The sequence below is a fragment of the Sporolactobacillus spathodeae genome (assembly GCF_016908935.1).
Classification (GTDB): Bacteria; Bacillota; Bacilli; order Bacillales; family Sporolactobacillaceae; genus Sporolactobacillus; species Sporolactobacillus spathodeae.
This window is the reverse complement of record NZ_JAFBEV010000022.1, coordinates 17,575-43,889: the sequence shown is the minus strand read 5'-3', so window position 1 is coordinate 43,889 and position 26,315 is coordinate 17,575. Positions and strand designations below refer to the sequence as shown.

At 45.2% G+C, this 26,315-nt stretch carries 25 protein-coding genes, 1 riboswitch and 1 other annotated feature; of the genes, 7 read left to right on the top strand and 18 right to left on the bottom strand.

All coding sequences use genetic code 11. The features are described 5' to 3' along the window. Positions 1 to 382: 382 nt before the first annotated feature. From JOC27_RS10775 to JOC27_RS10765, 3 genes are all read left to right on the top strand, one after another. Complete coding sequence (locus JOC27_RS10775; protein ID WP_205007302.1) at positions 383 to 655, top strand: late competence development ComFB family protein; 273 nt, start codon at positions 383 to 385, stop codon at positions 653 to 655. A 129-nt stretch (positions 656 to 784) separates the two neighbouring features. Beyond that, complete coding sequence (locus JOC27_RS10770) at positions 785 to 1,333, top strand: TetR/AcrR family transcriptional regulator (RefSeq protein ID WP_205007301.1); 549 nt, start codon at positions 785 to 787, stop codon at positions 1,331 to 1,333. A gap of 51 nt (positions 1,334 to 1,384) precedes the next feature. Then, a complete protein-coding gene (locus JOC27_RS10765; RefSeq protein ID WP_205007300.1) occupies positions 1,385 to 4,552 on the top strand; it encodes an MMPL family transporter in 3,168 nt (1,055 codons plus the stop codon). Positions 4,553 to 4,793: 241 nt separating this feature from the next. On the opposite strand, the gene JOC27_RS10760 is transcribed toward JOC27_RS10765, so the two are convergent. The 3 genes from JOC27_RS10760 to JOC27_RS10750 all read right to left on the bottom strand — a co-directional run bounded on the left by JOC27_RS10760 (position 4,794) and on the right by JOC27_RS10750 (position 8,551). Next, positions 4,794 to 6,131 carry an MFS transporter gene (locus JOC27_RS10760; RefSeq protein ID WP_205007299.1) on the bottom strand — a complete coding sequence of 446 codons (1,338 nt, stop codon included), beginning with the start codon at positions 6,129 to 6,131 and terminating at the stop codon, positions 4,794 to 4,796. A gap of 459 nt (positions 6,132 to 6,590) precedes the next feature. Next, entirely contained in the window at positions 6,591 to 7,067 is a 477-nt protein-coding gene (locus JOC27_RS10755; RefSeq protein ID WP_239530261.1) for a GNAT family N-acetyltransferase, read from the bottom strand. A 65-nt stretch (positions 7,068 to 7,132) separates the two neighbouring features. Then, positions 7,133 to 8,551, bottom strand: a complete 1,419-nt coding sequence (locus JOC27_RS10750; RefSeq protein ID WP_415641023.1) for an IS5 family transposase — start codon at positions 8,549 to 8,551, stop codon at positions 7,133 to 7,135. 346 nt (positions 8,552 to 8,897) lie between these two features. Here JOC27_RS10750 and JOC27_RS10745 point away from each other — a divergent pair, with 346 nt between their 5' ends. Both JOC27_RS10745 and JOC27_RS10740 read left to right on the top strand, forming a co-directional pair. Beyond that, complete coding sequence (locus JOC27_RS10745) at positions 8,898 to 9,740, top strand: SPFH domain-containing protein (protein ID WP_239530260.1); 843 nt, start codon at positions 8,898 to 8,900, stop codon at positions 9,738 to 9,740. A 40-nt stretch (positions 9,741 to 9,780) separates the two neighbouring features. Beyond that, entirely contained in the window at positions 9,781 to 9,954 is a 174-nt protein-coding gene (locus JOC27_RS10740; protein WP_205007297.1) for a type II toxin-antitoxin system antitoxin, read from the top strand. Between the two features lie 157 nt (positions 9,955 to 10,111). Here JOC27_RS10740 and JOC27_RS10735 read toward each other — a convergent pair whose 3' ends face one another. From JOC27_RS10735 to JOC27_RS10715, 5 genes are read right to left on the bottom strand one after another with little or no spacing between them, the layout of a single operon-like run. Further along, positions 10,112 to 10,720 carry a precorrin-2 dehydrogenase/sirohydrochlorin ferrochelatase family protein gene (locus JOC27_RS10735; RefSeq protein ID WP_205007296.1) on the bottom strand — a complete coding sequence of 203 codons (609 nt, stop codon included), beginning with the start codon at positions 10,718 to 10,720 and terminating at the stop codon, positions 10,112 to 10,114. Next, positions 10,704 to 11,447 (bottom strand): sirohydrochlorin chelatase, encoded by a 744-nt coding sequence (locus tag JOC27_RS10730; protein WP_205007295.1) that lies wholly within the window; start codon positions 11,445 to 11,447, stop codon positions 10,704 to 10,706. The genes JOC27_RS10735 and JOC27_RS10730 overlap by 17 nt, the downstream gene beginning before the upstream one ends. Beyond that, a complete protein-coding gene (gene cobA, locus JOC27_RS10725) occupies positions 11,447 to 12,226 on the bottom strand; it encodes a uroporphyrinogen-III C-methyltransferase (protein ID WP_205007294.1) in 780 nt (259 codons plus the stop codon). The genes JOC27_RS10730 and cobA overlap by 1 nt, the downstream gene beginning before the upstream one ends. A 13-nt stretch (positions 12,227 to 12,239) precedes the next feature. Then, positions 12,240 to 12,458, bottom strand: a complete 219-nt coding sequence (locus tag JOC27_RS10720; RefSeq protein WP_205007293.1) for a DUF3906 family protein — start codon at positions 12,456 to 12,458, stop codon at positions 12,240 to 12,242. Continuing rightward, the gene (locus tag JOC27_RS10715) at positions 12,455 to 14,098 is read right to left on the bottom strand and encodes a nitrite/sulfite reductase (RefSeq protein WP_205007292.1); all 1,644 of its coding nucleotides are present in this window, start codon (positions 14,096 to 14,098) and stop codon (positions 12,455 to 12,457) included. Before JOC27_RS10715 ends, JOC27_RS10720 begins: the two co-directional genes overlap by 4 nt. Before the next feature lie 201 nt (positions 14,099 to 14,299). Beyond that, positions 14,300 to 14,406, top strand: a riboswitch (SAM riboswitch). A gap of 222 nt (positions 14,407 to 14,628) precedes the next feature. Here JOC27_RS10715 and JOC27_RS10710 point away from each other — a divergent pair. Both JOC27_RS10710 and JOC27_RS10705 read left to right on the top strand, forming a co-directional pair. Continuing rightward, positions 14,629 to 15,981 carry a YeiH family protein gene (locus JOC27_RS10710; protein ID WP_205007291.1) on the top strand — a complete coding sequence of 451 codons (1,353 nt, stop codon included), beginning with the start codon at positions 14,629 to 14,631 and terminating at the stop codon, positions 15,979 to 15,981. A 17-nt stretch (positions 15,982 to 15,998) separates the two neighbouring features. Continuing rightward, the gene (locus tag JOC27_RS10705; protein ID WP_205007290.1) at positions 15,999 to 16,355 is read left to right on the top strand and encodes a hypothetical protein; all 357 of its coding nucleotides are present in this window, start codon (positions 15,999 to 16,001) and stop codon (positions 16,353 to 16,355) included. Between the two features lie 313 nt (positions 16,356 to 16,668). Here the strand turns inward: JOC27_RS10705 and rplT are convergent, their stop codons facing one another. The 10 genes from rplT to nrdR all read right to left on the bottom strand — a co-directional run bounded on the left by rplT (position 16,669) and on the right by nrdR (position 26,225). After that, a complete protein-coding gene (gene rplT, locus JOC27_RS10700; RefSeq protein ID WP_205007289.1) occupies positions 16,669 to 17,022 on the bottom strand; it encodes a 50S ribosomal protein L20 in 354 nt (117 codons plus the stop codon). A 48-nt stretch (positions 17,023 to 17,070) separates the two neighbouring features. Next, positions 17,071 to 17,265, bottom strand: coding sequence for a 50S ribosomal protein L35 (gene rpmI / locus JOC27_RS10695; RefSeq protein ID WP_205007288.1), 195 nt, complete (start codon positions 17,263 to 17,265; stop codon positions 17,071 to 17,073). Positions 17,266 to 17,315: 50 nt separating this feature from the next. Next, positions 17,316 to 17,825 (bottom strand): translation initiation factor IF-3, encoded by a 510-nt coding sequence (gene infC / locus JOC27_RS10690; protein WP_205007306.1) that lies wholly within the window; start codon positions 17,823 to 17,825, stop codon positions 17,316 to 17,318. Positions 17,826 to 18,056: 231 nt separating this feature from the next. After that, positions 18,057 to 19,988: a threonine--tRNA ligase gene (gene thrS, locus JOC27_RS10685; RefSeq protein ID WP_205007287.1), complete on the bottom strand. Its 1,932-nt coding sequence runs from the start codon at positions 19,986 to 19,988 to the stop codon at positions 18,057 to 18,059. Between the two features lie 80 nt (positions 19,989 to 20,068). Next, positions 20,069 to 20,295 (bottom strand) — a binding site (T-box leader). Positions 20,296 to 20,368: 73 nt separating this feature from the next. Beyond that, entirely contained in the window at positions 20,369 to 20,947 is a 579-nt protein-coding gene (locus JOC27_RS10680) for a DJ-1 family glyoxalase III (protein WP_205007286.1), read from the bottom strand. Positions 20,948 to 21,125: 178 nt separating this feature from the next. Further along, positions 21,126 to 21,365, bottom strand: coding sequence for a hypothetical protein (locus JOC27_RS10675; RefSeq protein ID WP_205007285.1), 240 nt, complete (start codon positions 21,363 to 21,365; stop codon positions 21,126 to 21,128). Between the two features lie 774 nt (positions 21,366 to 22,139). After that, a complete protein-coding gene (locus JOC27_RS10670) occupies positions 22,140 to 22,961 on the bottom strand; it encodes a putative sporulation protein YtxC (protein WP_205007284.1) in 822 nt (273 codons plus the stop codon). 315 nt (positions 22,962 to 23,276) lie between these two features. Continuing rightward, positions 23,277 to 24,209 carry a primosomal protein DnaI gene (gene dnaI, locus JOC27_RS10665; RefSeq protein WP_205007283.1) on the bottom strand — a complete coding sequence of 311 codons (933 nt, stop codon included), beginning with the start codon at positions 24,207 to 24,209 and terminating at the stop codon, positions 23,277 to 23,279. 79 nt (positions 24,210 to 24,288) lie between these two features. Beyond that, positions 24,289 to 25,668, bottom strand: coding sequence for a replication initiation and membrane attachment family protein (locus tag JOC27_RS10660; RefSeq protein WP_205007282.1), 1,380 nt, complete (start codon positions 25,666 to 25,668; stop codon positions 24,289 to 24,291). A 41-nt stretch (positions 25,669 to 25,709) separates the two neighbouring features. After that, positions 25,710 to 26,225: a transcriptional regulator NrdR gene (gene nrdR / locus JOC27_RS10655; RefSeq protein ID WP_205007281.1), complete on the bottom strand. Its 516-nt coding sequence runs from the start codon at positions 26,223 to 26,225 to the stop codon at positions 25,710 to 25,712. Between the last annotated feature and the right edge of the window lie 90 nt (positions 26,226 to 26,315).

Sequence of the window (26,315 nt, the reverse complement as noted above, 5' to 3'; positions counted from 1 at the left end):
TATGAGATTAGTATCGTCTTCCCACCCCCTTTTCGGGTCAGCCTTGAGTCTGAAATCTGCTCCTATTCAGGCTGTAAGTGAATGGGGTGATTATTTTAAACAGTTTAGCAGGAAAAAGGTCAGGATGCATCGAATGATTGTAAATTAAAGGATTTTTTTAGAAACATTCATACGCTATTCTTTCAAACAATCGTTTAATGACCAAATCAGAGCGATTGTTCTTAAAATCAATCTTTCTTTCATCCACCGAAACCGTTCGCATGATCGAGAGAACAATCGTGTATTCGAAATGGAAAACCACTTGCGTTACTCTTGATAGGAAAAAACTTTTTATGCTATTTTTACTTAGTTTAGCACGTCATATATGAAAGAAGACGTTTAAATGACTAGCCACAATGTAATGGAAGACGTTGTCTACGAATATCTAGAAAAGCATTGGCGGGATATACCTGTCGCTTGTCACTGCGATCAGTGCAAAACAGATGTTTATACACTGAGCCTCAATCACCTGACCCCCTATTATGCAAATACGGTGTCAGGCGCGATGTATGCCAAAGCTGATCTGATGACTGTCCAATCACGAGCAAACATCCTCGCCGTGCTAACAACAAGCGCAAAGACCGTGTCGCAGCACCCGCATCACGCCAATAATTAATCGGTTTCCTCTGTTACTCATTGACGCACGGACGATTGTGCGTTATATTTTTACCATCAAGGAAACTGTGGATACCATATTGGTTTCCTTGTATTCCAACATTTATCATTTGGGAAGGGAGGTTTGTCGATGAGAGAAAGAATCCTTGATGTTGCCGCGCACCTTATCGAAAAATATGGGTTGCGAAAATTCACCCTTGACGAGATTGCCCGCGAGCTGAAAATCAGCAAGAAAACGATTTATCAACATTTTGAAAGCAAAGAAGCGATCGTCCGTGCCTTTTTTGACATGGCACTTATTACAGATAAAGAAAGCGTCCGTGAAGGGCTGAATCGCAGCCAGACATTCGCTGAAAAAATACACGCGACGATCTATTCAGAGCATCGTTTTTGTGTGCCTGTTCCACTGATTCAGGAAGCCAAACTCTTTTATCCGGATGTGTACGAGAAAGTTGAACGTTTTAAGCAATTTAAAATTGACACACTGAATAAAATTCTCGTGGAAGGTATTGCTGACGGCACCGTCCGGGCATCGATTCACATTAGTATCCTGTCAGCGCTTTGCGACAAGATTGCAAATATTGTAACTGACTACGATTTCCTTCTCGAATCAAAATTAACAGCACCTGAAGCAATTGATGAACTGGTTGGTATCATTCTCAGGGGCATTTTAAATTAACGGTGTGGCCGTATCAAACATTTATTTCACCAAAAAAAGAAGGTATCAACATTGAAAAAGTGGGTTGCATTACGCTGGGTGTTTCTCGCCCTCTGGATAGTTGGCCTCGTTGTACTTACATTCACCTCGCCCAACTTAGCAAATCTTGTGCGCGAGAAAGGCAATATGACACTACCAAATAACTATTCGACAAGCGTCGCGGCAAAAATACAAAAACAGATGGGCACAAAAGTTGAAGGCAGCACATATCTTGCTGTTTTTCACAGCCGCGATGCGCTAAGCGCGCAAGATAAAAACAATATTCACCACACCCTGAAGAAGCTACGCGATGATCGTAAGGCATTGCATATCAATACGGTTAACGATATATTCAATCAGCCGCATATGAAAAGCCAGCTACTTTCTAAAAATCATCACACAACGATTGCTATCCTTCAAGTGGATACTCCTGCGAATCTGGCAAAAATCCAGCCTTATATTGCGACACTCAATAAGGAAATAAAAACTTCAGGTGTGACAACGTATATAACCGGTTCGCAGCCGATTAACAACGATGAGAACACATCGGCACAAGTTGGCATGACGCGTACCGGCTTGCTGACAGTTATTTTCATTCTTGTTGTGTTGCTATTTGTCTTCCGATCGGTCATCGCTCCGCTGATCCCACTCTTTTGCGTTGGGCTCAGCTTCGTAGCCGCTCGTTCCGCTCTCTCCATTCTTGTTCAGTACATGAATTTCCCGGTTTCCAATTACTCGGAAATCTTCATGATCACAATTATGTTCGGTATCGGCACCGACTATTGCATCTTGCTGCTAAGCCGGTTTAAAGAGGAGCTGGCCCGCGGTTTGTCGAAGCAGGAGGCAACAGTAACCATGCTAAAGACAGCGGGCAGTACTGTTTTACAAAGCGCCATTCCTGTTTTAATTTCTTTCTTGGCACTTTCATTTGCCCATTTTAATCTCTATCGGAGCGCCATCGCTGTTGGTGTCGGCATCATTTTCTTGGTGCTTGCTCTGTTCATGCTTCTGCCTATATTCACGATGCTGCTCGGTCGCCATTTATTCTGGCCGATGACCGGATCAATAGCCGAACCGAAAAGCGATCTATGGACGCGCGCCGGCCATTTGTCGCTCGGTCGCCCAATCCTAGCGCTCTTGCTTGTTGCGCTTTTTACTGTGCCCCCTATTTTGCTTTATCACGGCACGTTATCTTTTAATTCCCCAGAAGAAATCGGCAATCAATACCCTGCCAAAGCTGGACTGAATGTTGTCACAAAAGACTTTGGTGCCGGCAATATCTCTCCAGTAACAATTTATCTAAAAAATGATGTTTCAATGAAGAATACCAACGATATAGCCGAAATCGAAAGGCTTTCTACAGCAATCGCTGCCGACAGTCATGTAAAAAAAGTAATGAGCCTGTCCCGTCCGCTTGGCAGCCGCTTGAATGAAATCTATGTCACCAATCAGTCCGGCAAGGTGCATCAGGGGCTTACCCAAGCATCAAGTGGTCTGAACACACTGAAAACCGGGCTGAGCAAAGCATCATCCCAGCTTGGCGGTGCACAGCCACAGCTGCAGTCTGCGGCTATTTCTGTCGATAAGCTGCAAAACGGTACGAACCAGACCGCGAACGGCATCAGCAAATTATCAAACGCGCTTAGCAAAATCGCTTCAGGGATTCAGTCAGGGACCACAGGAGCTGGCGAAATTGAGCAAAACGTTCAAAAAGCGCGTACGCAGCTCAAACAACTTGAATCCGGCGAACAACAACTCCAGAACGGCTATGCCGAAGTGGCAAATGGCCTATCCACACTTTCCAGTCAGCTGAACAGCCCAGGAAGCGGAGCGACGACCATTAGTGACGCGATCGTCCAAATTCAGACTGGGTTAACCGCCTATATAAAAAGTAATCCGTCAGCCGTGGAAAATCCAAATTTACAAACTGCCTTTTCAGGTCTAAAAAATCTTTCTGGCGCATTGAGCGCACAGCAGACGCAGATGACAACGCTTCGTTCAACAGTCGCCAAGCTCTCCAATGCACTTGATCAATTGAATCAACAATCGACGCAGATAAGCAGCGGACTCGGTCAGTTTGATAACGGATTGGGGCAACTTGACCAGGCATTGGGTCAATTGCAAAGTGGCCTAGGCAAAGCAAGTACGGCACAAAATCAGGTCGTTGCTGCGACGCCGAAACTTTCTAATGCGCTGAAGCAAATCGCCTCAGGTCAAGAGAAAATGAAAACCGGTTTCAGCACATTTGGTACACAGATCGGTGCGCTTGACAAAGGCTTGAAGCAAAGCGCAACTGGTGCAGCAAAAATTAAAAATGGCATTGATTCAGCAAATGATCTGATTGCCGGTTGGTCACATGTTTCCTATCGGCAATCGGGTATCTACGTGCCGGATGCGATTCTAAATGCAGCTGATTACCAAAAAGCAATGAAAACGTATCTGAGCCGTAACGGTAAAATCACATCGATTCAAATCGTGATGAAGGATGATCCTTATTCGAATGGTGGTATCGCTCATTTTGAAGCACTCAAAAAAGCATTGCCGAGCTATTTGAAAGGGACACCGTTTGAGAATGCCAAGATTGGCATTAGTGGCGTTGCCAGTATGAATAGTGATTTGAAGCAATTGGCTGCTTCTGATTATCAACGAGCAGTCATCAGCGTGCTGATTGGTATTTTTATTGCGCTTGTGATTGTACTTCGCTCACTGACCATGCCACTTTATTTGATGGTTTCGCTGTTTGTCACCTATTTCTCGGCGCTCGGATTTTCTGAAATCATTTTCATGCGTCTCCTCCATCATACCGGTCTCACATGGACGACGCAGTTTTTCGGCTTCATCCTGCTGATCGCGCTCGGCATTGACTACTCAATTTTCGTTATGGCGCGCTTTAATGAATACGAAACAGGTTCAATCCGTCAGCGGATGCTGCTGACGCTCGGACGAATGGGTAGTGTAATTATTTCAGCGGTGATTATTCTTTGCGGCACCTTTGCCGCAATGCTCCCATCCGGCATGCTCTCGTTAATCCAAATTGCCACAGTGGCTATGTTTGGTTTGGCGATTTACGCGTTGATTATGCTTCCGCTCTTCATTCCTGTTATGGTCCGGTTGTTCGGGCGGGCCAATTGGTGGCCTTTTGCGGGAAATGCGCATGCGCTTGCTGTCCCATCCGACACCACTCGCTCAGTGGATAGATAAAAAAAACTTGGCTTAGCCAAGTCCTTTTTCAACTATTGCGCTTCGGTTGCTCGCTTGACGCGGGCAGGACGGAAGCCTCCTTGGACAGACGGTAATCGGGGGCTCCCTTGTCCTCTCTTCCCGCAAGGCGCCAGCGCACCTGCGCTGCATTTTTGTGCAAAAATCTTTATACTTTCTAAAAAAAGTGAGCGTTCAAAACGAGCGCTCACTTTTCTCTTTCTCAAATCAATTTTATTGTCGATTAATTGGGTTGGGTATCCTCACTGCCTCTATCGGATACTGCTTGTTCCGCTTCAATATATGATGTTTTCGAGGACTCTTGCATGCGCCAGTAGACAAATAGACTGATAAGTACACAGAAAGCAACATAGAAGAAGAACAATGTCTCGATACCAATTGTTTTAAACCATAAGGCAACAAATTCAGCCGTTCCGCCAAACACAGCAACGGTCATGCCATAAGGCAAACCGACGCCAAGCGCGCGGATTTCCGTAGGGAAAAGCTCCGCTTTGACAATTGCATTGATTGAAGTATAGCCGCTGACAATCACAAGACCAACCAGCATCAGCACAAATGCAGAGATAGGACTATGCCATAGCTTCATCAATATGAAAAGCGGCGCAGTCAGCACGGTACCGGCAATACCAAAGAAAAAGAGCAGTGGTTTACGTCCAATATGGTCAGACAATAAGCCGGCAAACGGCTGCAGGATGAGAAAAAGCAGTAGTGCAACAAAATTAATGATGCTGACCGTCTCTGTATCCAGACCAACCGAGTTAATCATATACTTTTGCATATAGGTGGTGTATGTATAGAAAGCGACTGTTCCGCCAAGCGTCAGACCGACAACCGTCAGGACCGCTTTTGGATAGTTCATTAAAGCTTTCAATGTGCCAGCACTTTTCTTTTTCTGCTTGTTCAGGTGGGTAAATTGATCGGATTCGTCCATCGACAAACGTAGCCAGAGAACAGCGAGTGCACCAAGCGCGCCAATGACGAATGGAATCCGCCAGCCCCAAGCCAGAAGCTGCTGTTTGTCCAAAAACACTTGAAGAATAATCTGCACACCAAGTGCAACCAGCTGACCGCCAACAAGTGTTACATATTGAAAGCTGGAATAAAAGCCACGTCTCCCACTTGTTGCCATTTCCGATAAATAAGTCGCTGAAGTGCCGTATTCACCGCCAAGCGACAAGCCTTGGAAGAGTCGGGCAAGCACAAGGATGATAGGCGCAAATACACCGATCGTCTGGAAATTCGGTGTAATCGCAATCACAAATGAACCAGACGCCATGATCGTAATGGACAGCGTCAAAGCCGCGCGCCGGCCATGCCGATCGGCATAACGGCCCATAATTAAACTTCCAAGAGGACGCATCAAAAAGCCAATGGCAAAAATGGCAGCCGTGTTCAGCAGTTTGCTCGTCATATCACCTTCTGGAAAAAAGTCTGTAGAAAAGTAGACGGCGAAGGCTGCATAAACGTACCAGTCGTACCACTCAATCATATTGCCAAGCGATCCCTTAATGATATTGCTAGTCACCCGCCGCGAAATTTTTTGCTGCGTTGTCTGTGCCATATGAATCCTCCTCCTGATATCTATAATTCTTCACCGCATTAGACCGATAAAGAAAGCGAACAGATTTATTGCCTAGGCTTCTCAGACTGATCGTTTCCTTTGAGCTTCCGCTAATCGTGAATGAAAACAAGATAAGTTTGAAATAGAATAATTGAAAAAACAATTGATTCTTTTTTGTTATCATTATCATAACGTAATAGATATATAATTTTCAAGTGTAGTAAAAAATAATCGAAATTTTTTTCACAAACCATGAGGTTAGCTAAACCAATTTGATCCTTTTTTGTAAAAATTACGTTCTGGTCGCTCGCTTGCCGCGGGCGCCGCGCGTCCCCTCAAAAAAGCTGGAATCTGTGGGGTCTCACTTGGCTCGCTTTTCCCGCAGGGTCTCGCACCTGCGCTCCATTTTCCGCATAATATCTTATACATACTTAACGTATTACCAAAATCAGAAACACCTTACGATTCATCTAGTTTGATCCAATAGCGCTGCGTGATTCTACCGCCTTCATCTCGTTCATTTTCCAATATGCCGCCATTTTTTATAATCGTTCGCGCGGATCCGCTGTTTCTCTTATCACATGTCAAGAGCACACGCGCAAGTCCAATTTGCTTCGCTTCTTTCAACGTTAACGCGAGCAACAGACTCGCATAGCCTTTGCGCCGCTCGGATGGTCGGACGCCATAGCCAATATGCCCGCCATGCTGCAGCAATGCATCATTCAGTTCGTAGCGTAGTTGTGAGACAGCCAGCACGCGATGTGACTGATTAATTAAGGCAAACAGCGCAGCAGGAACCCAGCCTTGGCTACGTGCTACATCAGTTTCCATAGTCCTTAATTCGTTGCAAAATGCTGAAAAACTTAGGCCATTCATCTGCGCGCCGTGTGGAATGACCGCTTCATGCCCATTCGCCCATTCCCGCAAATAGGCCAAATATGATTTTTCCTGAAGCTCAGCCACCTTAATTAGGGGCTACTGTATAACCCCCATAAATTTGTTTATCTCATAATGAGAGTAACCCTCGTTCCATTGATACGGACTTTGAACGAAAAAAAGAGACTGTTGAAAAGAGCGACAAAAGAGCTTCTGGCTCTTTTGCACAGATTAAGCCCCAAAATGGCTAGTTCAATTTCCAACTCTGAGGTTTCCTTAAGCCGTGAACACAATCGCTCTAATCCATGAAATGTTTTGAGTGTACCAAACTTGCTTTCGACTTGGTTGCGTTCACAGCTATCTTGGTAATGAATCTTTTTGTCTAGGTCATCAACTTTTCTAGGCCTTCCCAAAGGAGGTCCCTGAAGGTGGATGCCTTTGGACTTACAAAATTGTCGGTTGGCACGCGTCGCGTAAATTTTATCGGCCAGAACACGTGCTGGGTAATGGTCATACGACTGATGATAGGCTTCAATCTTCTCGATTAAAAATTGACTTTCATTGTAATTTTCCCAGCTCAGTTTACTCAGCCTGGTGTAGCCATCAATGACCGTGATCTCAAACTTCGGACCAAACTCTGTTGCCGCCTTCGCTTTCCCCCGTTGAATGGGACGGACATAGGGCTGATCAAAACTGACAATCCGGTGGTCGACCCGATGTTTCTTGGTACGATACATTTCATTTTGTTGCTCATAAATCAGTTGAGCGGTGTTTATAATCTGTTCCTGTTTCTCAAATAAATGTGCATCTTTTTCCGTCAGTTGTGAAATGAATGCCAAATCTCGTTTGACATAGCCCAGTTGCTGACGCACAGCTTGCCGAACCTTTTTGGAGGATGGTTTTCGATTGCGTGCAAACCGAAGGTATGCCATCCGAGCCTGACGTCTCCGTGTCCGCGGCTTTTTCCCAAAAGATGAATTCCACAGTTCATCGATGAGCTTTTCCAAATGAATCCGCGTTACATGCAGTAGGCGGACATCGGTAGGAAAAGCAATGTCCGAAGGAGCACAGGTGGCATCGACGATCATCGTCCCTTTCGGTCCGTCATTTGAAGGAGGATCATCGTCTTTGTTCGATTCATCCTTCTCCGGACGTTCAGCGTTCTGTATCAAATACTCATTAGCGGTTCGAAGGATTGTCGTATCAGCCAGACGTTTACGAAATCGAGTCAGTGTTGAAGCGTCAAACGGGCAATGCAGTGTGAACGACGGGAGGCCAATGAAAAATTGAAGATAGTGACTTTCACTGATGGCTCGTACCGTGCCTTCATCAGAAAGATTGAGTAACTGTTTTACAAGCAGGCTACCTACAGCTACACGCACATTATAAGCAGGATGACCATTCTTTTTGAACAGTGCAGAATAGGTTTTATTCAGTTGATCCCATGGAATCATGCTTGCCCAGCGAACCCAGCGATTATCCGGATCCAGCGGCAAAGGTGTTGAAAAATCCTCAATGGTCATTTGAACCTGATTAAAATACAAGATGAATGAAGGCCTCCAGTTATATAAAAGTGCACGGTTTTTACCGGAAAACGAGCAATATCCCTTACACTTATTATATCAGAAAGGGCCGATAAACGCTGTTATAACAAGGCTTTTTCGGTTATACAGTAGCCCCTAATTAATTTTTCATTCATCTTGCATGCTTCCTTCCCCTGACACACTTCGATTTTCTACTTATAATAGGCCACTTTATTGGCGCTGTGAATAGAGCGTACACAAACGGTCACCAAACAGCCTTTTTCCCCCATAATAAAGACACTCATTTTCTGACAATATGATATCATTATTATATCAACATATACTGAATGACTTTGGAGGGATCCATTTGAAAGAAAAAGAAGCTTGGTCGATTAATGGCTATCTTGCGGCAGCCGCACTACTTGTCTGCCTCGCTTTCGCCCTTTTTATTGTTATCGCTTTGCAAGCACCAGCTGCAATTCTATTTTTTATCTGTATTCTTCTTGCAGCAACGGGCTTTGGCATTAACCCACCGAATAAAGCCGCTGCGCTAACCTTTTTCGGCCGCTATATAGGCAGTGTGCATACGAACGGACTCTTTTTTTCGATACCGCTGACCTTGAAGAAAACGGTCTCATTACGTGTCCGCAATTTCAACAGTCAGAAGCTGAAAGTCAATGATGTCGAAGGCAATCCAATTGAAATTGCAGCGGTTGTCGTTTTCAAAGTGATTGATTCGGCTAAAGCTCTGTATAATGTTGATGACTATTTACAATTTGTGGAAATACAAAGTGAGACTGCGATCCGGCACATTGCTTCTCAATATCCTTACGATAATTTTAATGAGGAAGGATTTTCGCTACGCGGCAATGCCGAGCAGATTTCCAATCAGCTGCTTGCTGAACTCCAAAGCCATCTTGAAGTAGCTGGATTGAAGATTGTCGAGACTCGACTGACGCATCTTGCGTATTCAATGGAAATTGCCCAGGCAATGTTGCAGCGTCAGCAGGCCGCCGCCATCATTGCCGCCCGACAAAAGATTGTCGAAGGTGCCGTCACGATGGCGCAAATGGCGATTGCCCGTCTTGAAGCCGATCACACGGTTGACCTTGATGAAGAGCGAAAAATGCATATGATTAACAATCTGATGGTTGCCATTGTTTCTGAGAAGGGCGCACAACCAATTGTCAATACAGGAAGCTTATATTAAGGATCGATGAATGACCCATTTCAAATCTTAGGCGGTGCTTATGGAGAAAAAAAAATTTCTGTTGCGCATCGATCCGAAACTTTACGACATCATGCAGAAGTGGGCGGATGACGAATTCCGCAGTGTAAACGGACAAATTGAAAACATTCTACGCGACGCCGCGCGACGTGCAGGACGTCTGCCCAAAAAAGGGGACGGCAAGAAATTGAAATGATGCAATGAGGTTTGTTATGTTCTATTAGTATGTTCACAGGCATTCGATATAAGGCTAGAAAAACGCGTCATATTCTAACAAGATCAAACGATTTTTAACAGAACAAACTAGGTAACGGGTCTGCAGTCCCCCGATCACCTAGTTTTTTATTTTTAACTCATTCTTCCGAATGAAAAATCGAAAGTAATTGTGCCTGTTTCTTTCGATCATGATACTCGGGACGTAGCGCTTCTTGATTCCACCATTTTCTTTCCTGGATATCCGAGATACGGTTAAATACAGATCGGCGTAATTGATGCAAAAAATCCAGATAATCAGCCGTATCATCAGCCAAATCCAAGCCGATTTTGTCGCGAAGTTGGCGCGAGAAAAGTGGACTGGCACCATCGGTTGCGACTGAAACCGTCAAACGGCCACGACGAAGAGTAGCAGGAAAGCTGATCGTACTTTGCTCCGGCTGATCAATAACACAGAGCAACTGGAAATCGTTACAGTCCATTGCAATCTGCAGGTTGACTTCTGGGTTGTCCGTTGCTGCAATCACTAGAAAAGCCCCGCTACAATCCCCGTGCTGCCATTTTCTTTGCAGCCAGTTTATTTTCCCCTGTTCAACCCAAAGACGGATTGACGTGGTTACAATTGGACTGATAACGCGAACAATTGCCTGCTCAGCGAGCAATGACTTGATCTTACGCGTTGCAACACGACCGCCACCTATAATAAGTATCTTTTTCCCTTTAAGATTCAAATTAAAAGAAACTGTCATCTTCTATCATTCCTTGAACTTTATTTCTAAGCAATTGGCATAGGATCGGATGAAAACCGAGCGACTGACAAAGAACGAGGTTACTCCCACCACCAATATCATTAATCGCCTTATCAATGATTCGCTTTAACAAGCCTGGAAAAAGAAGATAGGGAAGCAGAAATAAGCGCCCCTTTGGCAAACGTGCATGAAACTGCATCAATGCATCCTGTAGCGTCGGTTTTGTTGCTGCGAGATAGCAGACGGCTATATTTTGGAAGCCTCTTAACTTCATCATTCTGCAAATTAGCGCGAAACTTTCCGCAATTTCCGGATCGCTTGACCCCCGCCCCACTAATAGCACAACATCCTTTGGACCAATGAGAACATTCGACTCGGTCAGTCGTTTCACGAGAACATCCACTATGCGCTCATCAACGCCAAAAGGCAGGCCCATTTTAAAAGTTATTTGTGGATATCTTGCTTGTGCCCTGCGAATTTCCCGTGGAATATCCCGTTTGGCATGACCCGCTGAAAGAAGCAGAAGCGGCTGAACAATGACTTGCGTTGCGCCAAGGCGAACGCAAGTGTCAATCCCCTTATGTATGTCCGGCTGCACAAGTTCTAGATAACAAATCTGTTGGATTGGGCTGGCAATCCCTTTCATACAGCAACGCAAAAACGCATCCGCTTCGGCAACACTTTCCTTAACCCTTGATCCATGGCTAATATATAAAACAGCTTGCATCAGTAGGAGCTCCGCGCTTCGATTTCAGATGGAAGCCCACGGTCTTCGAACCATTTGATTTTCTCACGCAAATTGACGACAGAACCGACAATAATCATTGCTGGATTAGCGATTTCCTGGCTAGCGACTTGACCGCTGATTGTTGCTAGGGTACCGATGACTGTTCGCTGCCTGATCGTCGTACCCCATTCAATCACCGCACAAGGTGTGGAAGGCTTCTTGCCGCCAGTGATTAAATGAGCAACGATATGAGGAAGCTCAGCGATCCCCATGTAAACAGCAAGCGTGTCCACCGCGTGCGCCAGTTCTGCCCAATGTGTTTGATCCGAGCCGCCAGCTCTTGAGTGTCCAGTCACAAAGGCAACGGAACTGGCGAGTTGACGATGCGTCACAGGAATTCCTGCATAAGCTGCCACACCAATCCCCGCTGTAATGCCGGGCACAATTTCAAACGGAATGTGCCTCAGCGCCAGTGCTGCAGCTTCTTCGCCACCCCTCCCAAAAATGAAGGGATCGCCTCCTTTCAGACGAATAATCGTCTGAAAGTTTTTGGAAAAATGGACGAGTAGATCATTAATTTCCTCTTGTTTATAAGCACACGATTGAGGTGCCTTGCCACAAAAGATTCTGCGCGCTTTTTTGGGGGCGTAGTCCAGCAATGCTTCATTCACCAGCCGATCATAGAGAATGACATCTGCCGACTGTATCAAGCGAAATCCTTTCATCGTAATAAGCTCAGGATCCCCGGGACCAGCTCCGATTAAATAAACTTTACCCATGATGCTCACCCTCTCATTCATAATCACGACGTGGACTGAGCAAATAGCCAGCCCCCTTAGCGCCAATCTGTTTTTTCTCAACCAATGCAAGATCACGCGCCCTTATTTTCTTCAAGAAATGATGCTGAATTTCACGCTCAATAATTTGGAATGCCTGATCCTCATTCTCGGCAACAGCGACCGCTGAAAAGTCCTGTGCATTTGTTGTCAAAATAAATCGATAGAGATTCATGACGCATCGCCTCGTTCGTCCAACTGACTAACCTTTTCAATAATTTGATCGAGCACGCTTTGAAGTCGATCAAGACCTACCCTGTTCTTAAACTCAAAAAAATGCTCACCAGGTTCCTTTGTTTCTTTGAAAAATAACAAGAGTTGGCGAACGACAGAAATTATTCGTGTGGCAGGAATTCGACCCTTCAGACGTTCATTGAAATGTCCACCGGAAATTAAACTGCCACCGACAAATAATTCATACGCGTCAATTAATTCCTGATTTGGTGTCTTTATTTTTAGGCCCTGAATACCGATATCAGCGATATGGCGCTGACCACAAGAATTCGTACAGCCGACCATATAGATCCGGACAGGAACATCCAATTTGATCTCATGATCGAGCGCTTCAGCCAACTCGCGCATTCTATCTTTTGTATTGGTTAGTGCGAGATTGCAAAATTCGTTGCCCGTGCAAGCCATTGCGTAACCCGAAAATTGCGGTGGATGGATCGGATAACGTTTAAAAATTGGATCCTGAAGCAATAGATCAAGATTGTGATCAGGAATGTCCGGGACAATCAAATTCTGCGAATTGACCGTCCGCAGATCGCCCGATCCATAGTTTTTTGCCAGTTCAGCAAAAGCTAGAAAATCATCAGCTTGAATTCTGCCTACTGGGATACTAATACCAACATAATTAAGTCCATGCTGTTTCTGTCTATGACTGCCAAAGAAAAAACCGCCATTCCAGCCTTTTATCTCGTCTTTTCCTGCCTCCGGCAGTGGTCCGGTCTGTTCAAAAACTTTTTGTTCAAATTTTTTTATTCCCCAGTCAGCCACTAGATATTTCAAACGCGCCCGCGCACGACTTTTCCGATAGCCGTAATCACGATAGAGAATAGTCACGGCTTCTGCGACAGCAATAACGTGCTCCGGTAGAACAAAGGCATTCAGCTGCTTTGCAAGGTACGGTTTGGCCGCTAGACCACCGCCAACTTTCACATGAAACCCTGCCATTTTCTCCCCATCTATTATTTTGGTGGCAGGCGTAAAGGCTAGATCGTTGATTTCCGCATGACCCGCGTTATACACATTTGTATTGATCGAAATTTTGTATTTCCTTGGTAGATTCGAAAAATCCGGATTGTCTTGAAAGAAATGAAAAACACGGGTGACAATGGGACGTGTATCAAAAAGTTCATCTGGATCAATTCCCGCTAATGGATTTCCAACAACATTGCGCGGTGCATCACCTTCAGCTTCACTTGTCGTCAATCCTACTTGTTTCAACTGTTCAAAAATAGCCGGTAGTTTTTCAAGTGGGATCCAATGATATTGAACGGACTGGCGAGTTGTTATATCCAGGGTGCCTCGTCCATAGCGATTGCCAATTTGGGCGAGTGTCATTGCCTGATCATAATGCAAAATACCGGTTGGCACTTTGACACGCATCATAAACAGTCCCTTATCTTGCGGTTTTTGAACGGTAAGCCCGGCATATTTAAAATACATATACTGATCTTTAGGAATGGAATCAAACCCTTGCTGCGCATACTTCGGAATATCTTCAAATATTGATAGTCCATCTTTCTTGAGTTTGTTTCTTTCATTCTTGTTCAACTGTTCATTATTCACCCAAACTTTCTCATAGCTCATCGCTTTTCCCCCCTCTATCGCTCTTCAGACTGATCGATGTCTCTTTGCCCAGCCGATATTTTTGTTTATTTTAGAATCCATTTTGCATAAAGTCAATATTTCTTATGTGTTTTGTCGGATTTAAATTTTCAATCAATGAAATTGTCAATAATATCTTGTCAATGACAAATCACCGTGATAGGATGAATCCAATTTCATCAAGACTTATCAAGAGAGACGGAGGGAATTGGCCCAATGAAGTCCGGCAACCCATCTGCTTACGCAGATCACGGTGCCAAATCCAACAGGTTTTTCCTGAAAGATAAGGTCGAACAGCACGCTACTTCAGGTGCACGCCCCATTCTTTCAGAACGAGGCTTTTTTTATTGCTAAAAGGAGGTGTTCACCTTGAAAACGTGCGTGATGAAATGTTTCGTCTCTTACTCATAATCCATTGCAGTTGCTTTTGAACCCAATCATTTGTTGTGATAGCTTCTTGAACGCCTGTAAGAATGACCAAAACGTTAAACAAATATTAGGAGGGATGTTTCATGTCAATTGATGTTACTTCAGAAGGAAAAACGACCGCAATAAGGAAAAGTGGTTGGCGTGAATTACTTGCGAGCGAAGATTGGTGGGCCGTCTGGATTGGGCTTTTCCTTGTCTTTTTGGGGATAGTGCTTTGGAAAGCCGGGAGTTCAATTTCTGTGATCACGGCACAGATTCCGAAATGGACCACTATCGAAACACTCGGTACGTCGCTATCCAGCCGAGCCGGATCGATTGTTCTACTCTTTCTCAGCTTCCTTGTTCTATTTTCAATCACGGCACATTTTCTTCATTTGTCAATCGGTAAATTTATCGCAAGCTTCACCATTCTTTTTGTCGTCAGCGTTTTGATAAACCTATTTAGCACCTGGGGTTGGGCGCAGCAATATAATCTCGAATCACCTATTGTTGCACTCATCATTGGGCTGGTAGCTGGTAATTTGATTCCAATCGCTGACTGGTTCTCTACGGCTTTACGTACCGAACTTTATGTCAAAGTTGGCATTGTGCTTCTCGGTGCCACGCTGCCATTTACACTGATTATTCAAGCAGGCCCTGTCGCATTTCTACAGGCGAGCCTGATTGCTATTTCTACTTTTCTCGTTATCTATTTCGTGGGTACACGTTGGTTCGGACTGGATCCGCATTTTGCCTCTGTCCTGGGTGTCGGTGGCTCAGTTTGTGGCGTATCGGCGGCTATTGCTGTGGGTGGCGCGATTAAAGCGAAGAAGGAACACGTCTCGATCTCAATCTCTCTTGTCGTGATTTGGGCTGTATTCTCAATATTTCTGCTCACATTTCTTATCAAACTGCTCGGTATCCCAGCTGGAGCGGCTGGCGCCTGGATTGGTACTTCTGAATTTGCCGATGCAGCCGGTATAACAGCTGCCAGCGCTTTCGGTGAACATGCGCTGACTTCTTTCACTCTGTTAAAAGTTATCGGCCGTGATATTTTCATCGGTGTTTGGTCTTTTATCTTGGCTTTCATCTCCATAACCTACTGGGAGAATAAACAGGCGGGCACAAAAGCGAATCCGTCTGAAATATGGCATCGTTTTCCTAAATTTATTATTGGTTTTCTTATTGCTTCGATTCTATTGACCGTCGTCATCGCTGTCTCAGCACTACCTACTCATGACGCAATCACAGCTAATATCATTGCTCCTATCAAAGAACTGCGGACATGGGCCTTTACCTTTACTTTTCTGTCTATTGGTTTGACCACGCGCTTTAAGTCACTCACTGCATTTGGCTGGCGACCTTTAGCTGCGTTCAGTACGGGAGCTGTCTTCAATATCGTTCTCGGCTACATCCTGTCTGTGTTGTTGCTGCATAATTATTGGGCCGGTTTGTAATCGAGGGAGGTTTGAAAATGAAGGTAAGATCAGATATGAAGTTCACCTGCAAACAGCACCTGACGATAATCTTTAACTTTGAACCGCCTGTCACTACGCTACAAGATTTACAGGCCATGCGCCAAGCAAACAGCCGCGCTATTCGCCAATCAGCTGAACGAGTCTCTCTTCGCTACACACATATCGCTAGCATGCTTGATATTTTGACAGCACTACATGACGACTGGCAAATAATCCGGAAAAAAGATCGATTAATTATGGAAACAGATGGGATTGATTATCAAGACGTGAAAGACAATTTATCGAAGCAAGGTTTTTTACCGCAGGATTATCAATTGCGTATCGATTACGAGCGCAAGTGGGGACTTTTATAAACATGCCATCTATTCTTTCATGAAAAAAACAAGATCATCTAATATGCTGAACCTGATTAAGAACCTGATTAAGAACCTGATTAAAGAAAAGACGTCTCAAGATCTTTTAATCTTGAGACGTCTTTTTTTCTGTAAGGTTTTGCTAAAATCTGCTGTTCACGAAGGCGTCTCACACATTGCTTTTGGATAAGAAAAACAACATAAAATTCAAACATAGCTTTCTGTAAAAATATTCTCAGACAAGCTAAACGATGTGAGGGCAAACAAAAAGCACCGGAAGGAACGCGTTCCCTCTAGTGCTTCATTTTCATTCTTATTTTGCTGCTTTTGCTTTTTCAGCGAGTGTCGCAAATGCTGCGGCATCATGAATAGCTAGATCTGCGAGCATCTTACGATTCACTTCGATGCCTGCAACTTTCAGGCCGTGAATCAGATTGCTGTAAGACAGGCCGTTCAAACGGGCAGCCGCATTGATACGTGCAATCCACAGTCTGCGGAAATTACGTTTCGTCTGACGGCGATCACGGTAGGCATAAGTCAGCGACTTAAAGACCTGCTGTTGAGCAACCTTGAATAATTTATGTTTTGCGCCGAAATAACCCTTTGCCAGTTTCAGAATTCTTTTGCGTCTGCGCCGAGTCACATATCCGCCTTTAACTCTTGCCATTTAAAAAACCTCCTAAAAATATACCCAATCGTACGTTTATTTTTCGAATTATGCGTTGATCATTTTCTTGATTTTTCTTGCCAGAGACGGCGTTGCAATCGTGCTCTTGCGCAGATTACGTTTCTGCTTCTGGGACTTGTGGATCATCATATGGCTTGTGTATGAGTGATTACGTTTCATCTTGCCGGTACCGGTCTTTTTGAAGCGTTTTGCGGCACCTTTGTGCGTTTTCATTTTTGGCATTGATAGTTCCTCCTGACGGGCGTGACATCTTTTAGATTATCCGCCTGTAATTACTGTTGTTTTTCAGCTTTCGGTGCGAGCACCAGGAACATGCTGCGTCCTTCCATCTTCGGTCTTGCTTCAATAGTGCTAATATCCGCGCATTCTTCAGCGAGTTTTTCAAGCACGTCGCGTCCCAAATTGGAGTGCGTAATCGCACGACCGCGGAAACGGACAGATGCCTTCACCTTATCGCCTTTTTCAAGAAATTTTCTGGCATTGCGCATTTTCGTATTGAAATCATGATCTTCAATGCTTGGGCTCAACCGAATTTCCTTGAGGCTGATCACTTTCTGATTCTTGCGCGCTTCCCGCTCCTTCTTCTGCTGTTCAAAGCGGAATTTGCCGTAATCCATAATCCTGCAAACGGGCGGCTTGGCACCTGGAGCGACCATCACGAGGTCGAGATTAACGTTCTGCGCCAATCCCAAGGCTTCAGACTTTGACTTAATGCCCATCTGTTCCCCGTTCTGACCGATTAAACGAACCTGCGAAGCACGAATCCCCTCGTTGACAACCATGTCTTTGCTAATATTGAGCCACCTCCAGAATAGTTTGAGAAAACATTGGCTGCAAAACAAAGATGCGGACGCACAAAGCACCCGCATCGTTAATTCAGTCATTCATCAAAACCTGGCGATAGCATCGCTGCATCGAACAGGTGAGAAGCCGGGCGCCTCTGCTTTACTCATTTTAGCTCACTTGAAATACTATACCATTGATTCATCCTTGATGCAAGATTTATCAATTTTTCATTCAAGAACGGGTTTCTTGGTCACACGCTTCTCAATTTCTTCAAGCAGCTGCGCCTTGAACGTATCATAAGCCACCGTCGTTGATTCTTTCTCGCCGTATTTACGCACATTGACGGTCTTGTCTTCGATCTCGTGGTCACCAATGACCAGTGTATATGGAATCTTATGCGTCTGCGCGTCGCGGATCTTATAGCTGAGCTTCTCCGCGCGCTGATCGGCATGGGCGCGGATGCCCGCCATTTTCAAATCATGTGCCAACTTCGCCACAAAGTCTTTATGCACATCAGCCACTGGAATCAATTCGACCTGAACTGGCGCCAACCAAGCTGGGAACGCACCCGCAAAGTGTTCGATCAAGATGCCAATAAAACGGTCAAGCGATCCGTAAATGGCACGGTGGATAACAACTGGACGAACCTTTTCGTTATTTTCATCGACATAGGTGAGATCAAATTTCTCCGGCATCTGGTAATCCAATTGAATGGTTGCGCATTGATGGCTGCGGCCGATTGCGTCTTTAATATGGAAGTCAATCTTCGGACCATAGAACGCACCGTCGCCTTCGTTAATCGTGAATGGCATGCCGATGTCATTGAGCACACGACTAAGCGCTGCTTCGGCATGCTGCCACATTTCCAGACTACCTAAATGATCTTCCGGCATCGTCGACAGTTCAACAGAAAATGGGAAGCCAAACGTATTGTAAATTTTGCCGATTAATTCAAAGATATTTTTAATTTCGCTTTCGATCTGATCCGGACGAACAAAAATATGCGCATCATCCTGGCAAAAGGTGCGGACGCGCAGCATGCCGTTCAACGCGCCGCTCAGCTCATGGCGGTGCACTTGGCCAAATTCAGCAATACGGATCGGCAGTTCCCGGTAGGAATGCAGCGTATCTTTGTAAATCAGCATATGGCCTGGGCAGTTCATCGGCTTCAATGCATAATTAACTTCATCGACTTTCGTGAAGTACATATTTTCGTGATAGTGATCCCAGTGACCGGAGTTTTCCCACAGTCTCTGATTCATCATCAGTGGCGTGCGCACTTCTTCGTAGTCACGCTGGCGCTGCAATTCGCGAGAGAAATCTTCCAATTCTGTACGAATAATCTGGCCATTGGAGAGATAGAACGGCATACCTGGCGCTTCTTCGGAAAACATAAATAGGTCAAGCTGTTTGCCGAGTTTGCGGTGATCACGTTTGGCCGCTTCTTCAAGAAAACGCAGATGGTGGTCGAGATCTTTCTGGCTGAGAAAAGCGACGCCGTAGACACGTTGCAGCATTTTATTGTCGCTGTTGCCGCGCCAGTAGGCACCCGCCACACTCATCAGCTTATATGTTTTGATTTTGCCAGTTGACGGCACATGGGGTCCACGGCAAAGATCCACATACTCACCCTGTCGATATAGCGTAATCGTTTCGCCTTCTGGAAGCTCGCGAATCAGTTCAAGTTTCAGCGGATCATTCAATTCCGTAAAAACCTCAAGTGCTTTGTCACGGGAAACAGCTTCGCGAATAATAGGCAGATTCTCACTGACAATTTTCTTCATTTCTTTTTCAATCGCTGGAAAGTCTTCTTTCGTTAGCGAATGAGCCATATCGACGTCGTAGTAAAAGCCGTTCTCAATCACCGGTCCGATGCCGAGTTTCACATCTGGATAGAGTCGCCTGAGCGCCTGGGCCAGAAGGTGTGCGCAGCTGTGACGCATAATAGCGAGCCCATCTTCGGAATCAAGCGGAAGAATTTCAATCGCTGCGTCTTGCTCAATTGGACGGTTCAAATCGTATAACACACCGTCAATCTTGCCCGCAATCGCCTTTTTCTTGAGGCTGTTCGAAATCGATGCTGCCACTTCTTCAGTAGTCACACCTTGAGGATAGTTCCGAACCGATTGGTCGGGAAACGTAAGATTAATTTCTGACATGAAGAGTCGCTCCTTTAATTTAGGATTGCTTCGAAAGGATGAATGATTGTGGACGCATAAATAAAAAGCACCCGTCCCAATAAAGGGACGAGTGCTTGGCTCGCGGTTCCACCCTTGTTCCTGCAGCTCTGCGCAAGCAAAACTGCAGCTCAAGTTCTTGATAACGGAAAAATCCGTCGGCGGTTACTCTCAATTTCCCCGCCAAGGTTCAGAGGTGGTAAATCACCCATGCCATTAGGAAGCTTGCACCGTTCTTCCCTCTCTGTAAATGGCAGCGGACAATCCATGTCCTCATCGTCACCGATCATCTATCAAAGTCTAAACCGATTATAGGCCGTTATCCTTTGAAAATCAAGTCGACTTTTGCGGATCTTCTAAATTCAAGCTTCGATTTTGTCGCGATTAGCGAGCAAAAAGTCAAACAGCATATCATGGCTAACCTGTTTTGCCTGATCCACAAGTCCTAGCTGGCGGAGAATTTCAAGACCAATGGCAATCGCTGTACCCGCCGCTCGCGATGTGATGATATTGCCGCTGACAACAACCGGATCTTCAAGGTATTCGGCATCAGTAATATGATTTTGAAAATCAGGATTACTCGTCACTTTTTTGCCTTTCAAGATGCCGGCACGTTCGAGCGCAATTGGCGCCGCGCAAATCGCCGCCACCTTTTTCCCGGCGTCATAGTACGAGCGAATTAATTTCTGCGCGCGTGGATCGTCGCGAAGTGTCATTGCACCTTTTGCGCCGCCCGGCAAATAGATACCGTCAAATGTGTCAAGAGACGGCGCATCAATTGTTGTATCCGCCTGAACAATAATATGGCGCGATCCTTCAACGCGTTCACCGCCAAGTGAGCAAAGGACAACGTCGACACCACCCCGGCGCAAGACATCAATCGTTGCGACTGCCTCTGTTTCCTCAAACCCTTCTGCCAAAAGCACGAGAAATCGTTTCATTCCCAGACGGCCTCCTTGACCTTTTTATGCCCTCATCGTAGCATATCTCTCACTCAGAACCAAATTTGGCGCCAGTCAAAGGAATTGAGTCCCTTCTGCATGCAATGTCTGAATAATCAATAATACTTTCATTATAATCTCCTCCTTTAATAATTGTGTTTTTAAACGAATGACTGAATTACCAAGTCCGACGATTGTAGCAGACTCTTCGGTCAATCAGCTGATTTGTCAGCTGTTGAATTCGCTGATCATCCGCATAACGCTGCTGCGGGCTAATTCGAAAGAAATGAATGGTCACCTGGCATGCAAAAAATTTAAATTGGATCATGGCTTTTCCTCCCTTCCTGATTGAGATCGGGTGTTCTTCAAGTCGTGCAAATGTGTTCACGTCTCTTGCCGTTATGATTGCTGTGTTCATTTGTTTCTCCTCCTGATAATTTATTCTGATGAAATGAAAGCTATATAAACCGGGAAGGCCGGATTATATCAGTACTCAATAAAACGTTTGTTTGAAACAATGCATAAGAAAAATAGGCTATGCCAAGTCCTTTTTTTAAAAGTTGCGCTTCGGCTGCTCGCTTTTCCCGCAGGCGTCTCGCGCCTTCGCTCCATTTTTTGTACAAAATCTGATACATTCTTAATCCTAAATAAAAAGGATCGCCTGAGCTGCGGGCAGCATCAAGCAATCCTTCTTGAAAAAGGCATTATAAAGCCGCAGCACCAGACGGCCTGCGGCACAATTTACAATTGATTAGAAAACAATCTAATTCATTATAATGAATGCGCGTTGAAGCCATCTCTCCGATATTCAGTTAATGCGCCAATCATATTCACTGAGATGACCATCATCGAAATGGCCCCCTTTCATAGGAATTAATTACCAACAATTTAATTATATGCGGCTATCCCTTGATTGTAAACCTTATTTTAATAGACTTTTTTAGCTATGTGTAAATTTAATGTTGTTTTTTTGATCAAAGGCAATGTGTGAGACGCCTGCGGGAACAGCGTGCCAGACGGGCCTCGCAGATCTTAGCCTGTACGAGACTCGCGGTGCGCCCGCGGCAAGCGAACACAGGGCAATAAACATTTAAAAACAACAGCAGATTTTAACACAGCCAACTTTGTAAAGAATTGAATACGTTTCCTGTACAAAATCCATGAATCGCGTCACTTGTCGCCATCAAATCATTTAGCTCAAGTTTTGTTGTTCACCACGGAAGCCAATGGGTACAAAACAAACCCGTTCCTCAAATACCTGGTGCAGTGTTTTCATCATACTGTGCTGCGGCCGATCCGTATAGACAATCACCTGACGTGGAGCGAGCGCGATGAGTGTCAGAACAATCGATGGTTCCGCCTCGATACCCCATTGCTTCAGAAGGGGATAGAAAGAGCGGACGGATTGCTCATTGCGAATCAACCGGCGATGCGTATCGTAAATGCGGAATGGGTGGTCATCATAAACTTCAATCTTCTCGCATAACGGCTTATATGATCGAATGATCCGGCGCAATTTGTCAATAAAAACCTGATATTCCTGTTCGAGCTTATACTCGTCAATCGCCACTTCAATATAGCGACGCAAAACGTCTCGGTAAGCAGTAAGGCGGAACCGGAGAATTGACTCTAATGTGAACGTACTCTGATTCAGAAGCGATTCGTCTAAAGCATTGATGATCACCTGACGCCTATCCGGCAGCGTTTCCGTCGCTGGTAAATCATTTTTTTCTCCGGCAAAAATGGCCGCAACAATTGCCAAAATAGCCAACTTCTCCTCAGGATCCGTAAATAAATAATGCTTTTCAATAATCTCATTCAGCCACTTTTTCTCAAACTTCTCAATAATAAACCGCGCGAAAAGTTTACCGAAATCACGGCCAGCCTCGATTGTCTCAGGGAACACTTCAAGCCGGTCGTTAATCAGCAGTACGCCCGCCTCCTGTCGAAACAACGCAGGCAGGTTGCGGTAAAACGCAACGGCATCCTGATTGGTTGCAAATACGATTTCCAAGTTTTTATCCTCCCCGTCCCAACTTTATATATCCACTATATGGGACGGATCGACCTTTCATGACGCACAAGGAAAATTTATACGCAAGTTAAACTTGGCATAACCTAGTTTTTTTACAAAAATTGCACTTCGGTGCTCGCTTTTCCCGCAGACGCCAGCGCACCTGCGCTGCATTTTTGTGCGAAAAACTTTCTTATATTAAAAGAAAAGACCCGAAATGTCGGATCTTATTTGTTAATAGTCATGCAATTGATTGTTTCAAAAAAGGTTGTTTGTCCGCTTCTAGACACGGGCGTTTCGCGAATAGCTAAAAGCTCAGCGTCGATTCGTCCCGCCCATTTCAACAAGAGTCGTAAAATGCCGAATCCGTTCCATCAATCGTCTAGCCTTTACATATTCAACACCGCTCTTCTGTGAATAGGCGAAATGCTCTTCTAATTCATCATAATTAAAGTTAGAGGTGTAAAGTGTCGGCAAGTGTTCCATCATCCGGTATTGCAACAGGCTGCCGAGAACTTCATCACGAATCCATGGCGTCATCGTCTCAGCACCGATATCATCCAGAATCAGAAGAGGCGTTTTTTTCAACACATCCAGTTTGCGATCTACCGTATTATCCTGAATAGCGCTTTTGATTTCATGAAAAAAGTCTGGCGTGTAAACAATCAGCGAGGCAATATGCCGGCTTTCTGCTAACCGATTCATAATTGCGCCCATCAGATAGGTTTTGCCGACACCAAATTCGCCGCACAGATAAAGTCCTTTTACCGCTTCCGGATTTTCCAAGTAGCTTTTGACAAAATCTCCGGCAGCTTTTAAAGCGCTTTGCCGACCCGGTTCCAGTTTATCGACGGCTTTAAATGACGCTTGAAGAATATCCTTCGGAATATAGTAACTACTGATCAGCCGGCTCTGGCGTTGCTTCGCTTCATGTTCTTCGGTCAGCGGACATGCGGTAAAGCTCAGCGCAGGGTGTCCCTGATCATTCAAAAGACGAGGCCGAAAGCCATGAAGCATATTCGGGCAGCGATCCAACCCCGGACAATGGTCGCATGCCGACCATTCTTCAGCAAATTGATAAAGCTTGGTAATATTTTTCAGCCACTGCTCTCGTTCAATTTTCGGATTTTGATCAACAAAGCGGCGGATGCGCGGATTCTGCCCAAGCTTTCTTAGTATTTGCTCCGGTTCGGCTGTACCTGATACCGGTTGCTGCAAACTGTTCACTATGGACTTGAACGGTTCCATTTCATCAACTCCCCATGCTTAAATTGCTCACGAATCCGAATTTATTGATTCCACACCGCCATGCTACTGCAGCGAGTCGTCAAATACTGTTCAAATAATCTTCTAGCCACTTTGCCCGTTTCTGCGCTTCCTCCGGCGAGATCGCCGTTTGCGCATCTGGACGTTTTGCGTGGTCTTTCTTCATCCACTCTGGAACGACCTCCTGGCGCGTGTTCTGGTTAACGGATCGTGTTCTTGTCTTTTTATTTTTCGTTTCTCGTTTCAGTGCGTCACGTTTTCTTTTCTCCTGACGAGCAATCGCCATCGCCTGAGGCACGGTGCGAATATGCGCGCGTGACCAAGTTGCAGCAACGCTCTCTACGAACGATTTATTCAAATTATGATCATTTATTTTTGAGATATAGTGGAGCAGAACATTAATGACTCCAGGATTGAGCTTCATATCAATCATCAGACTCTCGGCCAATTTCAAGTCGGTCGCGGCCGGTTTCCCGCCGTCACTCAATTGTTCCAACATCTGATACGGCGAAATAGCTTCATACCAGGCAATCAGCTTTTCCTCTTCAGTCTGCGGTTCTTTTCCAACGATTTCCCTTTCGCTCACCGGTTGTGTCCGTTCAACAAGTGCTGGCTGTTCGCCGGGTCCTTGCTCCACTTGATAAAAGTCGCGGACCTCCCGGCGCAACGCGTCAATAGCAACAGTACCTGTATGGAGCGAAGCAGCTTCGATCGCTCGACTCATATCAAACGGATCGGTTTGATAAAGAAAGGCTAGTTTCTCGACCACATCGCATACTTCCGGCGTCAAGGCCTCTTCTGAAACAATTGCTTCGGATAAATAACCTTGTAACGCTTTGAAATTAAATGTTTTTTTGAGACGAACAGGGGTTGATGCCGGCTGATTTTCCTGCCAATCACTGTTTGCCTGCTCCGCAAGCGACGGATGCGTTCCTGAAGGCAGTGATTCGAAAACGTCATCAAATGTCGCAGAAAGATCCTCAAAATCGCCGCTAGGGAGTTGCTCCGTCATGAAAAAATCGCTAAGCCGCTGATAATCGCGGGCACCAATTTGATGAAAGAGAAAGACTGGCAATACTTCATCATGAAAAAATTGATTCGGCGCGAGTGGTGGATTTAATTGATAGACAAAAAAGGCCGGATCCACATTCTTTTTCTTTAACGTTTTTAGCAGACCAACCGCTTCTAGCTTTTTCCGTGCGCGAAGAATGCTGTCCAGCGGCAAATTCAGCATCGCCATTAAATGGTGATGCGTTGCCGAAACTGTATCTGTCCCCATGCCTAGTTCCTGCCAATAGGTAAAATAAAGACTCGCCGCTTCTAATCCAATCAGCGGTTGGTAAAGACAGGTTACCACTTTCTGATCATAAGCATGGAGCACCCCTTTCGAACGAACAAGATAATGATCGCCCGGCAGAACTTCCTTCCATGACTGAATCATGGACGCCCTCCTCGCTCAAATAGAACAGCGGAACCGCAGTCTCAATCTGGATCAGTTTCACTGTCCAGTGATTCTGCTCTGTTCCTGTGATTTTTTTCTTTCTCCAATTGATCTTTCAATTCTTGAATTTCACGAGCAAAAACATTAATATCCTTAAACTGGCGATAGACGGAAGCGAATCGGACATAGGCAACTTCATCAACCTTTGCCAGCTCATTCATGACTAATTCACCGATCTGGTGACTATTGACTTCGCTCCGCCCGTCATCACGCAGTGTTTTTTCGACATCATTGGCAATCTGTTCCAAGCGTTCAAGCGAAACAGGCCTTTTCTCACAGGCTTTAATCAAGCCCCTTAGCATTTTGTCGCGATTGAATGCTTCGCGGGTATCGCCTTTTTTCACAACGACAAGCGGAATTTCTTCCACCTTCTCAAAAGTTGTGAAACGATAATGACAAATTTCGCATTCACGTCGTCTGCGAATGGCTCGTCCGCTATTGACCGGTCGTGAATCCAGCACTTTAGATCCCATTTTTTTACAATTTGGGCAGCGCATGGCTCCCACCTCGTTTGACTTATTAATAATTCTATTTTATCTTACCCGAAGCATTATGAAAAGATCAGCTCGGGCACCGATCGACAAATT

What these genes read in the sequence shown, in the direction of transcription:
- JOC27_RS10710 (WP_205007291.1), top strand. Translation starts at nt 14,629, where the DNA reads ATGTCAATTGATGTTACTTCAGAAGGAAAAACGACCGCAATAAGGAAA.
- rplT (WP_205007289.1), bottom strand. Translation starts at nt 17,022, where the DNA reads ATGGCAAGAGTTAAAGGCGGATATGTGACTCGGCGCAGACGCAAAAGA.
- JOC27_RS10705 (WP_205007290.1), top strand. Translation starts at nt 15,999, where the DNA reads ATGAAGGTAAGATCAGATATGAAGTTCACCTGCAAACAGCACCTGACG.
- thrS (WP_205007287.1), bottom strand. Translation starts at nt 19,988, where the DNA reads ATGTCAGAAATTAATCTTACGTTTCCCGACCAATCGGTTCGGAACTAT.
- JOC27_RS10770 (WP_205007301.1), top strand. Translation starts at nt 785, where the DNA reads ATGAGAGAAAGAATCCTTGATGTTGCCGCGCACCTTATCGAAAAATAT.
- JOC27_RS10660 (WP_205007282.1), bottom strand. Translation starts at nt 25,668, where the DNA reads ATGATTCAGTCATGGAAGGAAGTTCTGCCGGGCGATCATTATCTTGTT.
- JOC27_RS10760 (WP_205007299.1), bottom strand. Translation starts at nt 6,131, where the DNA reads ATGGCACAGACAACGCAGCAAAAAATTTCGCGGCGGGTGACTAGCAAT.
- JOC27_RS10680 (WP_205007286.1), bottom strand. Translation starts at nt 20,947, where the DNA reads ATGAAACGATTTCTCGTGCTTTTGGCAGAAGGGTTTGAGGAAACAGAG.
- cobA (WP_205007294.1), bottom strand. Translation starts at nt 12,226, where the DNA reads ATGGGTAAAGTTTATTTAATCGGAGCTGGTCCCGGGGATCCTGAGCTT.
- nrdR (WP_205007281.1), bottom strand. Translation starts at nt 26,225, where the DNA reads ATGCGCTGCCCAAATTGTAAAAAAATGGGATCTAAAGTGCTGGATTCA.
- JOC27_RS10735 (WP_205007296.1), bottom strand. Translation starts at nt 10,720, where the DNA reads ATGACAGTTTCTTTTAATTTGAATCTTAAAGGGAAAAAGATACTTATT.
- JOC27_RS10775 (WP_205007302.1), top strand. Translation starts at nt 383, where the DNA reads ATGACTAGCCACAATGTAATGGAAGACGTTGTCTACGAATATCTAGAA.
- JOC27_RS10730 (WP_205007295.1), bottom strand. Translation starts at nt 11,447, where the DNA reads ATGCAAGCTGTTTTATATATTAGCCATGGATCAAGGGTTAAGGAAAGT.
- JOC27_RS10740 (WP_205007297.1), top strand. Translation starts at nt 9,781, where the DNA reads ATGGAGAAAAAAAAATTTCTGTTGCGCATCGATCCGAAACTTTACGAC.
- JOC27_RS10715 (WP_205007292.1), bottom strand. Translation starts at nt 14,098, where the DNA reads ATGAGCTATGAGAAAGTTTGGGTGAATAATGAACAGTTGAACAAGAAT.
- infC (WP_205007306.1), bottom strand. Translation starts at nt 17,825, where the DNA reads ATGGTTGTCAACGAGGGGATTCGTGCTTCGCAGGTTCGTTTAATCGGT.
- JOC27_RS10720 (WP_205007293.1), bottom strand. Translation starts at nt 12,458, where the DNA reads ATGAATCTCTATCGATTTATTTTGACAACAAATGCACAGGACTTTTCA.
- dnaI (WP_205007283.1), bottom strand. Translation starts at nt 24,209, where the DNA reads ATGGAACCGTTCAAGTCCATAGTGAACAGTTTGCAGCAACCGGTATCA.
- JOC27_RS10675 (WP_205007285.1), bottom strand. Translation starts at nt 21,365, where the DNA reads ATGAACACAGCAATCATAACGGCAAGAGACGTGAACACATTTGCACGA.
- rpmI (WP_205007288.1), bottom strand. Translation starts at nt 17,265, where the DNA reads ATGCCAAAAATGAAAACGCACAAAGGTGCCGCAAAACGCTTCAAAAAG.